Here is a 12,298-nt window from a genome sequence, read left to right as displayed (position 1 = left end):
GGTCTTGAACCCCGGCTATTTGTTCGGTGGTCAAGCCATTGCCGAAGGCTTTGTTGCGATCTTGCCAGGCGTTGCTCTCTTCTTCTTCGGCGCGTTTGCATCGTCTGTGACACTAGGTGCAGCAAAAATTGAACGTCGTAGAAAGAACATTAAAGCAGGCCATCGCCGCACTTTGTTCGGTTGGTTCATAAAAGCGATCACCGGCAATCCTGTGATGCCATTGGTGTCAATCGGCGCTGTGTTCTTCTTTGTGATGTCAACCTTCTCCTACTTTGGTGAAAACAATAATGGCGTTGAATTCTTCGTAGAAAGCGAACCCGAGCAGGCGATTGTCTACGTGCTGGCACGGGGTAACCTGTCGCTTGGCGAAAAAGATGCTCTTGTTGCCAAGGCCGAAGCCGTCGTCTTGCGCCACCCCGGCGTGCAGACCGCATTTGCCTTTGCGGGCGAAGGTGGTTTGAACACGGATGCATCAGGCTCGAGCCAGCCGAAAGATACCATCGGTCAAATCCAGCTTGAGACCATCCCTTGGGAAGAGCGGGCAGATCAGCCAGAACTTGACGGCGATGTGGTCATCAGCGAGCTCACTGAGCAACTCAAGCTGATCCCCGGGATCGATATCGAAATCCTCGCGCAATCGCGTGGCCCTGCCTCTGGCAAGCCAGTTCATCTGCGCCTTAAGGGAGAGAACTGGGATGATCTGATCGCAGCAACGGCCATCGCCCGTGCGAAGTTTGAAGAAACCGAAGGTCTGACACTGATCGAAGACACACGCCCCCTCCCCGGTATTGATTGGCAGATTGACGTCGATGTCGAAAAAGCGGGTCGCTACGGCGCGGATGTGGCGACGGTCGGCGGTATGGTTCAGCTGGTCACGCGCGGTATTCTGCTTGATACGATGCGCGTCGAAAGCTCGGATGAAGAGATCGAAATCCGTGTACGTTTTCCAGAAGATGCGCGAGTCTTGAGCACATTGGATTCGCTCAAAGTACGCACCCAAGATGGGTTGGTTCCGCTCGCAAACTTCACAACGCGTAAGCCCGTTCAGAAACTGGCTGAAATCAACCGTATCGATCAGAAGCGTTATTTTGACATCAAGGCCGCGGTTGCAACTGAATTGTTTACAGAAGTGACCAATGAAGATGGTGAAGTGACCGAGGTTGCAATCAATGCGAACGAACGTATCGCAGTATTGACGGAATGGCTCGATACGAAGCCTTTCCCTATCGGGATCGAGGCTGAATGGACCGGCGATCAAGAAGATCAGGCAGAATCCGGAGCTTTCTTGCAAAACGCGTTTGCAGGTGCGCTTGGCTTAATGTTCATCATTCTACTCGCGCAGTTCAACAGCTTCTACAACTCGGTTCTGGTTTTGCTTGCAGTCGTTTTGTCCACAGCAGGTGTTCTGATCGGAATGCTGGTGATGGGTCAGGCCTTCTCTATCATCATGACAGGTACAGGCATCGTGGCGCTTGCAGGGATCGTGGTGAACAACAACATTGTTCTGATCGATACCTACCAAGAATATTCGCGCTATATGCCACGTCTTGAGGCCATCGTGCGCACAGCAGAGGATCGTATTCGCCCTGTTCTGCTGACGACCATCACGACAATGGCGGGCCTCGCTCCAATGATGTTCGGTCTTAGCCTCGACTTCATCGGCGGTGGTTTCTCAATCGACAGCCCGACGTCGCTCTGGTGGAAGCAGCTCGCAACCGCAGTTGTCTTCGGTCTCGGCATTGCGACGGTTCTAACGCTGGTGTTTACGCCGTCCATGTTGGCCTTGCGTGTCTGGGCAACAACCTATCTGCATTTGATCGCACGTCTGCTGGCAAAGCTCTCATTCGGTCGGTCTAGTCAGGCTGCCAAGGACTGGGCTCTGCAGCGCGAAGCGCGCCGCGTGAAAATGCCGATGTTGCTTTGGGATGAAGATGAAATCCTGACCGACACGCTCGCACCGGAAGCAGAGCCAGCGCCGATGCTCGTCAGTGCCACACCGCTCAAAGCGGCAGAGTAAAGCTCACGTAAGGTGCGTGGTATCACGCACCTTACCTCTTTCTCAGGCCGCGTCTTCGGATTGCTGACGGTGCCACAGACCGGCATAGCGTCCTGACAACGCCAGAAGCTCCGCATGAGAGCCCTTCTCCGCAATCTGCCCATCTGCCAGCACAACGATCTGATCTGCATCCGCAATCGTCGACAAACGGTGCGCGATAGTGATCACCGTGCGTCCCTCAGCCGCGAGCGCCAAGGCATCTTGGATCTCATGCTCTGTCCCTGAATCCAAGGCGGAGGTCGCCTCGTCCAGCAGCAAAATGGGCGGATTCTTGAGCAAGGTCCGCGCAATGCCAACCCGCTGTTTTTCACCGCCCGACAGTTTCAAGCCACGCTCGCCCACGGTCGTTTCATAGCCATCCGGCAGTCCCACAATAAAATCGTGGATTTGTGCCGCGCGCGCCGCTTCTTCAATCTCGCTATGGCTTGCGCCGTCTTTGCCGTAAGCGATGTTGTAGCGAATGGTGTCGTTGAACAGCACAGTGTCCTGCGGCACCACGCCAATCGCATCATGCAAACTGGTTTGCGTCACGTCGCGCACGTCTTGATCATCAATCAACAACGCCCCGTCCGTCACATCATAGAAGCGGAACAATAGACGCCCGATCGTGGATTTACCCGATCCTGAGGGACCGACAATCGCCACGTTCTGACCGGCAGGCACATCCAGATCAATCCCTTTTAGAATGGGGCGTTCCTTGTCATAGCCAAAGTGTACGCCCTTCAAAGCAACATGCCCGCCTTTGACCTCAAGAGCCTTGGCACCCTCTTTGTTGGCGACTTCAGGTGGTTGTTCCAGCAAATCGAACATTTCCCCCATATCCACCAACGCCTGACGAATTTCGCGGTAAACCGTACCGAGGAAATTCAAAGGCATCGTGATCTGGATCATATAGGCATTCACCATCACGAAATCACCGACAGTGAGCGTGCCAGCTTGCACGCCCATTGCAGCAAGAACCATGACCACGACAAGGCCAGATGTAATAAGAAACGATTGGCCAAAGTTCAGAAAAGCCAGTGAATATGAGGTCTTTAAGGCCGCTTCCTGATACAGCGCCATCGCGCCGTCATAGCGCCGCGCCTCGCGTTCTTCGGCACCGAAATATTTGACCGTTTCGAAATTGAGCAGACTATCAATCGCCTTTTGATTGGCGTCAGTGTCCTGATCGTTCATCTGTTTGCGTAGCTTCACCCGCCATTCTGTGACCGCGAAGGTGAACCAGATATAGAAGGCAATCGTTACGAACACTGCTGCCAAGTACCAGACATCAAACAAGAAAAACAAAATGCCCGCGATCATGAGCAGCTCAAGCACCAATGGCCCAATAGAGAACAGCAAGAAGCGCAGCAAGAATTCGACGCCCTTCACGCCGCGTTCCATGATCCGGCTCAGACCGCCCGTCTTTCGGCCGATATGATAGCGCATGGACAGGCGGTGAATATGTTCAAAGGTTTGCAGCGCTAAGGCGCGCAAAGCGCTCTGGCCCACTTTGGCAAACACCGCATCGCGCAACTGTTGAAAGCCATTGGACATGAGACGCGCCAGCCCGTAGGCCACCGTTAGTCCCACTGCGCCAATTGCCAGATCAGGCGCCCCTGCATCGGACAATGCATCAACCGCGCGCTTATATAAAAGCGGCGTCAGGACTGCGATGACCTTTGCAAAGAGGAGCATGGCGAGGGCAATAACGACCCGCTGTTTCACCCAAAGCTTGTCTTCCGGCCACAAAAAAGGCGCGACACGGCGAATAGTACGCCAGCCCGAGATTTTCTGATCCTTTGAAAGCGCTGCATCCGTAGGGTCAAGTCGTCTCATGGGTGCAGCCTCCTGTAATGTGGAAACAACACCTAATCACGCAGATAGCGAATGACCAGTGCTCTAGTCTGGAATCTTAAAGACCTGCCCAGGATAGATTAAATTTGGGTCTTTGATCGTGTCGGAGTTCGCTTCGAAAACGCGCGCAAAAAGCGTGCCGCTTCCATAACGATCCCGCGCAATCGCCCAAAGCGTGGCGCCAGGTTGCACAGTAATCGCCTGCAGCGGTTTTTCCTGTGACGTGGCCGCGGCCAAAACTTCAGGCGCTTCGCGTTTGAACGGCGTTTCCACGCGTGCGACCACATCGCCTGCTTCATTCAACTCATCGACCCGCAACGTGTAAACGCCCGTATCCACAGATGGTAGTCCCGCCTGCCAATCCCCGTTGGCCGCAATCTGCGACACAGCGATGGGGCGATTGTCGAGGTAAACACGTACAAACTCTCCGCCCGCACTGCCTGTCAAAGCAACGTCACCGCTGTCATCATAAGAAATCGCGCCAAGCAAAGAGGTCAGCGCTTCGGGTTTCGGGGCATTTGCTGATTGCAAGACACGCACACCATCTTCGCTTGCGATCAAAACTGTCGGCGCGGCGGGCGTTTCAACCACTGGCTCAACTTTGGCAACTGGTTCTGCGACGGGTTCTATAGGTTCGACTGAGGGCTCTGGTTGAATGGCGGCGACGACCTCTTGGGCGGCGGCTTCAACTTCGGGTGCAGCCTCTGGCGCGGCTACAACGCTTTCGGGTTCGACGGGCGCTTGCACGGCTTCAACCACAGGCTCGACGTCACCGACATCAGCCAAGGCGATCACATCTTCAGTGGTCGTAGTGTCTTGGGTCGTTTCGATCGTTGCGATAGAATTGACCACAGCCGCGACGCTTTCTGTAGCGTTTTCAACAACACTTGCGCTGGCCTCCGCAACCTCTTCTTTCACTGTTTCAACAACAGAGGCGCCAGCATCAGCTATAACGTCCACAACGTCTTCGCTCGTTTCGAGGGCAACTTCCGCTGCGCTTGTCACTTCTTCTTCAGAAGCTTCGATTCTTGCGACGACTTCCTCAACAACGATCTCGACCGGTTCAACAGTGGTCGTTGTATCTTCAGCGATTTCAACATTTTCTACGGCTTCGACGACCTCTGCCGTTTCAACAGTTTCAACAGTTTCAACCTTTTCTTGCGTCTCCGCGATCTCAACCGGTGCCACTTCTGGCTCAGCTACTTCCGCTGACGGCATCACGATGACCTGCTCTTCGCTCGCCTCGCCGCCGTCCGTGTCTAGCGTTAAGACCTGCGCATCCGCGCTTTTTGGCAAATCCACGAAACTTGCGAACTTTCCAGAGGAATCCGCTTTGACCTCTGCAATCACTTCATTGTCGACGCGGATCGCGACGGAGCTGCCAGCCTCTGCGCTACCAGCAATCATCGCAGCGCCGCTTGTTTCCACACGCACTACGTCAAAGCTGGGTGCTTGAGTTTCGGGCTCAGCGACAACCACATCATCTTTTGAGTTCGGAAGAAGGTCTTCGATGGTCGGCTCAGCGCTGTCCTGCGCAACCACCGCGACAGGCGTTTCAAGTGGTGCTTTGGGATCAAAAACGCCGCTAGAATATGCAACAAGCGCAACAACGCCAATCACCACACCACCGCTTGCTGCGATGCCTGACCCAGAGGACAGGAATGCAAGTTTACTCATTTTAACCCGTCTCCCCATAGCGTGCTTTTGCCGCCGACTTTGAACGTGTATAGCAAACTCCATAACCACGGTCAAAACACGAAAAGGTAAAGAGAAATCATGACGAAACGGTCAATCTGCGTGTTTTGTGGGGCATCTGATGGCATCGACCCAGTCTATGGCGCCGCCGCAACCGAACTCGGCGCGCTTATTGCGGCCAAAGACATGCGGCTGGTTTACGGCGCTGGCGATGTGGGCCTGATGGGGCGCGTCGCGCGGGCGGCGCAAACTGGCGGCGCGGATACCTTTGGTGTGATCCCGCAGCATTTGGTCAACTGGGAAGTCGGTAAGACCGATCTCACCAGCTATATCGTGACCGAAAATATGCATGAGCGAAAGAAGGTCATGTTCATGAACTCCGACGCCATCGCCGTTCTGCCCGGCGGCGCAGGATCGCTTGATGAATTCTTTGAAGTCCTCACTTGGGCGCAGCTCGAGCTGCACAGCAAACCCATCGTGTTGGTAAATATCAACGGCTACTGGGATCCCCTGCTCGCGCTATTGGATCATGTCATCGCGCAAGGCTTTGCCAAAGAGAGTGTGAAGTCGTTCTTCAAAGTGGCCGACACACCCGAAGCGGCGCTAACACTTCTTAAATAAAAAACGAAAACGCGCTGCCTGATCCTGTCAGACAGCGCGTTTAATGGCTTTTTTCGCTACTCAGTCGAGCAAGCTGGCGTCAGCTCACAGACGGGACGCAACATTTTCCCAGTTCACGAGGTTGTCCATGAAGTTGGACAGGTACGCAGGGCGTTTGTTGCGGAAATCGATGTAGTAGGAATGCTCCCAAACGTCACAGCCCAAAAGCGCTGTTTGACCGAAGCAAAGCGGGTTCACACCGTTTTCTGTTTTCGTCACAGCCAAAGTGCCGTCCGCGTTTTTCACGAGCCAGCACCAGCCAGAACCGAACTGACCTGCGCCCGCTGCTGCGAATGCTTCTTTGAATGCGTCGACAGAACCAAAGCTTTCAGCAAGCGCTTTTTCCAGCTCGGATGGCATTGCAGATTTGCCAGGGCCCATCATTTCCCAGAACTGGTTGTGGTTCCAGAGTTGGGAGATGTTGTTGAAGATGCCGTTTTGCGCAACTGCATTTGCATCGTATGTGCCTGTGATGATCTCTTCGAGAGACTTGTCCGCCCACTCGGTGCCTTCGATCAGCTTGTTGCCGTTTGTGACATAAGCGTTGTGGTGCAGATCGTGGTGGTATTCGAGCGTCTCTTTGGACATGCCAAGGTCAGCCAGAGCGTCATGTGCGTACGGAAGTGCGGGAAGTTCGAATGCCATTTTGAAGGCCCTTCTATTTAGGAAATGCTACGGCAGATAGAGTGCGCAATGCCCCCGAGGTCAAGGGCTGGCGCGTATTATTCAGTGAAAAATTGCGTGGAAAAGCGTTATTGCTTTACTCGACTGCACTTTCCAGCGGCCCCGCGACCATCCCCAGCTTGGGGCGATCTCAAATAGTAATCGAAGCGCCCCGTCGCTTTCTGAAGAACGGCAGAATAGCGCAGTGTCGGGATCGTAAAGCCTTTGTCGTTCTTGATATTCTTGATGTACCAAGCCGCGCGAAAGACTTTTTCATCATTGCGTTTGATATCAATTTCAACTGGCGCTTTGACAAATCCCATAATCATTGGGCTATTGACGACAGCGGATTTGCCATCATCGTTGATCGAAAACGCGAGTGGACCGCCAACAAAACTGGTGATTTCTTCCGTAGGCAATTCACAACGCCACGTTTCAGCAGCCATTGCTGAGGTTCCCAAAGACGCTGCCAACGCCGCTATCAGCCCAATTCCTTTATTCACCACGCAACCCCTTAATCTTGCTGTTAAATATAACAGCTATGTGGGGGTATAAAGCCGCACTTACAAGTCTAAAGTGTAAAAACACACTTTTAGGAGGCACTCACCTCTGACCCTTTTTGAGCGGCAACGCAAAGCACGTCAAAGGCATATTTGGCCACAGAGCGGAAACAAACCACGCGGAAAGCGCCATCTTGCGTCATCCAAAACGCAGCGGGAATTTGCGCCAAACGCGAGCGTCGGATCACACCTGCTTCGAAAGCGCCTTCAGCGAAATCGACCGGTGCCAGCTTGGCCATGACAGAGCGTGCATGTGGACCAGAGACATCAAACACCGCGCGTGCGTCGGACACATTGACCGCCAAGAAATGGGTGCCTTGTAGCGATGCATTCAAACCTTCGGCTACGCCTGCAGCCTCAGCATGGGGCACTATCAGCAGCAGCTCATCCGGGCTCATCCAAGCCGCGCTTTGACCGTTCTTTTCAACGATCACGCGCTGATCTGGCATGCCGCCTGCAATTTTCTTAACGGCTTTGATCAGCTTTTTATCTGCGAAATCACCGCGCAGAGTGATCATCCCCAGCAGCCCCATTTCTTCGACTTTTGCGATGCCATCATCAAAGGACGCGCCTTGCAAAGCACTTACAACATTAGACATTTTGCTTCGCTCCTTCTGCATCGTAAATCACCGGATCAACGATTTTCGCTTTAATAATCGTGCCATCGACCTTCGGAAAATCGATCACTTCGCCCATGCGATCCGGCCCGTTCTTAACCAAGCCCATGGCAATGCCCCGTTCCAAATTGGCCGAATAATAGGTCGAGGTCACACGCCCGAACATATTGCGTTGACCATTGGCATTGACGCCGTCTTCGACAGCATAAGCGCCATCTGGCAGCACCGATTTGTCGAGCGTCTCAAGACCCACCAGCTTCCAACGTGTCGGATCCGCCATATGCGAGCGCAGATGCGCACGTTTGCCCAAGTAATCCTCTTTCTTCTTTGAAAGCGCCCATTGCAAGTTGAGATCCTGCGGAATGACTGTGCCGTCAGTTTCATCGCCGATCATGATGAAGCCCTTCTCAGCGCGCAGAATGTGCAGCGTTTCCGTGCCATAGGGCATCGCGCCGAATTCTGCACCAGCCTCAACCAGTGCTTCCCAGAACGCCAAACCTTGGCTCGCAGGCACCGCGATTTCATAGCTGAGCTCGCCAGAGAAGGAGATACGATAGACCCGCGCGTCATAACCGCCAATCGTGCCATCCGCCCATTCCATGAAGCCAAGCGCTTCTTTGGAAACATCCATGCCGCCAAGCTTTTCCAGCACCTTACGCGCATTCGGACCAACAACCGCGATCTGTGCGAACTGTTCGGTGACATTGGCCACGTAAACATTCCAGTCCCACCATTCGGTTTGCAGCCACTCTTCCATATGGCCATGGATCGTGTCCGCGCCGCCGGTCGTGGTGTGGCACAGGAAAGTGTCCTCATCGATGCGCGCAACTACGCCGTCATCGATCAGGAAGCCGTTCTCATTACACATCAAACCATAACGACATTTGCCCGGCTTCAGTGTGCTCATCATATTGGTGTAGAGCATATCGAGAAACTTGCCCGCGTCAGGCCCCTTCACGACCAGCTTGCCCAGCGTTGAAGCATCCAGCAGCCCAAGGTTCTCACGCGTGTTTTTTACCTCGCGGTTGACCGCGTCGTGCAGGCTTTCCCCCGGCTGCAAATACGCAAACGGACGACGCCAAGCGCCAACAGGTTCCCAATCAGAGCCATGCGTATCGCTCCACTCATAAAGCGGTGTTTTGCGCAAAGGTTGGAACACCTTACCACGCGCTTCGCCGCCAATCGCGCCCATAGAAATCGGCGTATAAGGGGGGCGGAAAGTTGTTGTTCCCGTTTGTGGAATAGGTTGACCCAAAGCATCAGAAAGGATCGCAAGGCCATTGATATTGCTCAACTTACCTTGATCCGTCGCCATACCCAAAGTCGTGTAACGTTTGGCATGCTCAACGCTTTCAAAGCCTTCTTGCGCGGCTAGTTGAACATCAGACACTTTGACGTCGTTCTGGAAATCGAGCCATGCTTTGGCGCGCAAGTCAATGCCTGCGCCTTGCGGCATGAGCCACACAGGCTCCACCGGATTTTCTGCTGTCGGCGTTCCTTCTGGGAACTTCGATTTCACCGATGCGCCGCCAACCGCTTTCGCTGCCGCAAGGCCCGCGCCATGCGCATCGCCAATCAGTTCAGCCAGTTGCATATGGCCATTCGCGCTGCCTGCAACGCTCACGAAACCCTCGCCAGTCGCGCCCAAAGGGGGGCGTTCGCTGTCGGGGCGGAAGTGCGATTGCTGCTCATCCCACGTTAGCTTGCCACCGCAATGGGACCACAGATGCACCACGGGCGACCAGCCGCCAGACATGGCAACAGCGTCGCATTCGAATTCCTCGACCATCGCGCCTTCGCCAACTTGCGAGCACATGACAACGCCCGTCACGCGCTTGCCGCCTTTGACCTTGGCGATGCCTTTGCCGGTTTCAACCCGAATGCCAAGCGCGCGCGCCTCATCACCGAGCGCACCAGCACCACCTACCCTCGCATCAATGATGCACGGAACATCAAGGCCCAAACCCTTCATCGTGATCGCCGTGCGATAGGCATCATCGTTGTTGGTTACAACAATCGTGCGATCGCCAACAGAGACCCCATAATTCACCGCATAATCGCGCACGGCAGAGGCGAGCATAACACCCGGAATATCATTGCCCGCAAAGCTGATGGGCCGCTCAATCGCGCCTGTCGCCGTGATGATCTGTCCTGCCCGAATACGCCACAAACGATGACGCGGCCCCGCCTCTTCAGGGCAATGATCGCGCAGACGCTCATAACCGAGCACATAGCCGTGGTCATAGACACCAGCACCCATCAAGCGGGTGCGCATGGTCACATTGTCCATTGCCTCAAGCTCGGCCACCAACGTATCAATCACTTCCGTAATCGGCGTTCCATCGACTTCACCGCCATCCACAGGGGCGCGGCCACCCCAATGGGCCGTTTGCTCGACCAACAGGACACGCACACCAGACAGCGCTGCCGCTTTCGCAGCCTGCAAACCTGCGATACCGCCGCCGATCACCATCACATCGGTGAAATGATAGAAATGCTCATAGGTATCTTTATCGCGATCCTCCGCGCGCGGCGCTTTGCCAAGACCGGCAGAGTGGCGAATGAAGGGTTCATACACATGCTTCCACAAGGGGCGCGGATGGATGAACATCTTGTAATAAAAACCCGCAGGCAGGAAGCGTGACAGGTATTTGTTGATCGCCCCCACATCGAACTCAAGGCTCGGCCAATGGTTTTGGCTGGCGATCTTCAGACCGTCAAACAGCTCTGTCACCGTGGCGCGTTGGTTCGGCTCAAAATCATCCGTATAGCCCATGTTAAAGAGCGCGTTTGGCTCCTCGCCCCCGCTCGCCACAATGCCGCGCGGACGGTGGTATTTGAACGAGCGCCCAATAAGCATCTGATCATTGGCCAACAAGGCAGAGGCAAGCGTGTCGCCCTCTACGCCCTTAAGCTGCTTACCGTTAAAATCAAAAGAGAGCTGCGCGCCGCCGTTCGTAAATCGACCGCCCTGTTTCAAACGTGTGCTCATGAGAAATTCCTCCACGACCAACCCGGTCGTTTGGCGCTGATCGCCTCGATGATCTCTTTGGGTGGCTCTAGCGTTTGTGCGCTATAGGTGCCGAAAATCTCTAGCGTCTGCGTGCAGCGCGCGGCGTGAAACCACTTGCCACAGCCGTTGTTGTGACGCCAGCGTTCGAAATGCACGCCCTTGGGGTTTTCACGCATGAACAGGTACTCTTCGAATTGATCATCCGTGGATCCCATCGCGTGCCGCTTGAGATGCGCCTCGCCCCCTGCATGGAATTCCGTTTCTTCGCCTGTGACGCCGCAGACAGGACATTTAAGAATGAGCATTTAAAGAACTCCCGCTCAAAATTGTCGTGGTGCCCGATCCGAGGGTGGGCGAGAAGCGCCCGCCCGTGGGGGCGGATCGGGCGCTGCGCGGCGTTGCCGCGCCAAAACATCGCTTAGAAAACAACCCAATCACCTTTTTAATTTTCGATAAAGCTTCAAAACATCAACAGAAACATACCAACCTAGTACCCCTCCGATAAGGAAGAACACCCAAAATCCAGGAATGCCGCCAAATGCTCCACCCACAATTCCTGTTCCGCCACCCACGAGTAGGCCAACAATCAAGCCTATCACTATTCCTACTATCCGTGTTTTCAATTCGATCAATGCGCCACCCCCGCAGCAACGCTCTCATCGATGAACTTGCCTTCTTTGAAGCGCCACATTGAGAACTCTTCGGTCAGCGGCGAAGCTCCCTTCGCCATCAGTTCAGCCATGGCCCAGCCAGACCCCGGAATGGCCTTGAAACCACCCGTGCCCCAACCACAGTTCATGAACATGCCTTCTACAGGTGTCTTAGACAGAATAGGCGAGCGATCCCCTGTCACATCCACGATCCCGCCCCATTGGCGTAGCATTTTAAGGCGCGATAGCATCGGGAAGGTTTCGATCAGCGCGCGTACGGTTTCTTCCACGTGATGGAACGAACCCCGCTGCGTGTAGTTGTTATAACCGTCCGTGCCTCCGCCAATGACCATTTCACCCTTGTCGGATTGCGACAGATAGCCGTGTACCGTGTTGGCCATAACCACGATGTCCATCGCGGGTTTGATCGGCTCTGACACCAGCGCTTGCAAGGCGACGCTTTCCATCGGCAGACGGAAACCCGCCATTTCGGCCAGCACGCTTGAGTGCCCCGCCACAACGCCGCCGAGCTTGTCGCAATCAATCGC

The 12,298-nt window shown here is 54.6% G+C and carries 11 protein-coding genes; 2 read left to right on the top strand and 9 right to left on the bottom strand.

The genetic code is table 11. From position 1 onward, the window contains the following. On the top strand, positions 1–2,017 hold a 2,017-nt coding region (locus tag ABJQ89_RS09990; RefSeq protein WP_348496098.1), incomplete at its 5' end, for an efflux RND transporter permease subunit. A gap of 42 nt (positions 2,018–2,059) precedes the next feature. Here the strand turns inward: ABJQ89_RS09990 and ABJQ89_RS09985 are convergent. Both ABJQ89_RS09985 and ABJQ89_RS09980 read right to left on the bottom strand, forming a co-directional pair. Beyond that, complete coding sequence (locus ABJQ89_RS09985) at positions 2,060–3,874, bottom strand: ABC transporter ATP-binding protein/permease (protein WP_348496097.1); 1,815 nt, start codon at positions 3,872–3,874, stop codon at positions 2,060–2,062. 63 nt (positions 3,875–3,937) lie between these two features. After that, complete coding sequence (locus tag ABJQ89_RS09980) at positions 3,938–5,569, bottom strand: LysM peptidoglycan-binding domain-containing protein (protein ID WP_348496096.1); 1,632 nt, start codon at positions 5,567–5,569, stop codon at positions 3,938–3,940. 99 nt (positions 5,570–5,668) lie between these two features. Here ABJQ89_RS09980 and ABJQ89_RS09975 point away from each other — a divergent pair, with 99 nt between their 5' ends. Then, positions 5,669–6,208: a TIGR00730 family Rossman fold protein gene (locus ABJQ89_RS09975; RefSeq protein ID WP_348496095.1), complete on the top strand. Its 540-nt coding sequence runs from the start codon at positions 5,669–5,671 to the stop codon at positions 6,206–6,208. 84 nt (positions 6,209–6,292) lie between these two features. Here the strand turns inward: ABJQ89_RS09975 and ABJQ89_RS09970 are convergent, their stop codons facing one another. The 7 genes from ABJQ89_RS09970 to ABJQ89_RS09940 form a co-directional block, all read right to left on the bottom strand. Next, positions 6,293–6,892: a superoxide dismutase gene (locus ABJQ89_RS09970; RefSeq protein ID WP_348496094.1), complete on the bottom strand. Its 600-nt coding sequence runs from the start codon at positions 6,890–6,892 to the stop codon at positions 6,293–6,295. Positions 6,893–6,999: 107 nt separating this feature from the next. Continuing rightward, a complete protein-coding gene (locus tag ABJQ89_RS09965; protein WP_348496093.1) occupies positions 7,000–7,413 on the bottom strand; it encodes a hypothetical protein in 414 nt (137 codons plus the stop codon). 89 nt (positions 7,414–7,502) lie between these two features. Further along, complete coding sequence (locus ABJQ89_RS09960) at positions 7,503–8,069, bottom strand: sarcosine oxidase subunit gamma family protein (RefSeq protein WP_348496092.1); 567 nt, start codon at positions 8,067–8,069, stop codon at positions 7,503–7,505. Continuing rightward, positions 8,062–11,079 carry a sarcosine oxidase subunit alpha family protein gene (locus tag ABJQ89_RS09955; RefSeq protein ID WP_348496091.1) on the bottom strand — a complete coding sequence of 1,006 codons (3,018 nt, stop codon included), beginning with the start codon at positions 11,077–11,079 and terminating at the stop codon, positions 8,062–8,064. The genes ABJQ89_RS09960 and ABJQ89_RS09955 overlap by 8 nt, the downstream gene beginning before the upstream one ends. Further along, complete coding sequence (locus tag ABJQ89_RS09950; protein ID WP_348496090.1) at positions 11,076–11,405, bottom strand: sarcosine oxidase subunit delta; 330 nt, start codon at positions 11,403–11,405, stop codon at positions 11,076–11,078. Before ABJQ89_RS09950 ends, ABJQ89_RS09955 begins: the two co-directional genes overlap by 4 nt. 129 nt (positions 11,406–11,534) lie before the next feature. Beyond that, on the bottom strand, positions 11,535–11,732 hold the full coding sequence (locus ABJQ89_RS09945; RefSeq protein ID WP_348496089.1) for a hypothetical protein: 198 nt from the start codon (positions 11,730–11,732) through the stop codon (positions 11,535–11,537). Then, positions 11,729–12,298: FAD-dependent oxidoreductase (locus ABJQ89_RS09940; protein WP_348496088.1), on the bottom strand; the 570-nt coding region annotated here is incomplete at its 5' end. The genes ABJQ89_RS09945 and ABJQ89_RS09940, both read right to left, overlap by 4 nt.

Source organism: Planktotalea sp., assembly GCF_039984035.1.
GTDB lineage: Bacteria > Pseudomonadota > Alphaproteobacteria > Rhodobacterales > Rhodobacteraceae > Planktotalea.
Note: the sequence above shows the minus strand (reverse complement) of the source record. Positions and strands in the feature narration are given on the sequence as shown.

What these genes read in the sequence shown, in the direction of transcription:
- ABJQ89_RS09960 (WP_348496092.1), bottom strand. Translation starts at nt 8,069, where the DNA reads ATGTCTAATGTTGTAAGTGCTTTGCAAGGCGCGTCCTTTGATGATGGC.
- ABJQ89_RS09980 (WP_348496096.1), bottom strand. Translation starts at nt 5,569, where the DNA reads ATGAGTAAACTTGCATTCCTGTCCTCTGGGTCAGGCATCGCAGCAAGC.
- ABJQ89_RS09975 (WP_348496095.1), top strand. Translation starts at nt 5,669, where the DNA reads ATGACGAAACGGTCAATCTGCGTGTTTTGTGGGGCATCTGATGGCATC.
- ABJQ89_RS09970 (WP_348496094.1), bottom strand. Translation starts at nt 6,892, where the DNA reads ATGGCATTCGAACTTCCCGCACTTCCGTACGCACATGACGCTCTGGCT.
- ABJQ89_RS09950 (WP_348496090.1), bottom strand. Translation starts at nt 11,405, where the DNA reads ATGCTCATTCTTAAATGTCCTGTCTGCGGCGTCACAGGCGAAGAAACG.
- ABJQ89_RS09985 (WP_348496097.1), bottom strand. Translation starts at nt 3,874, where the DNA reads ATGAGACGACTTGACCCTACGGATGCAGCGCTTTCAAAGGATCAGAAA.
- ABJQ89_RS09955 (WP_348496091.1), bottom strand. Translation starts at nt 11,079, where the DNA reads ATGAGCACACGTTTGAAACAGGGCGGTCGATTTACGAACGGCGGCGCG.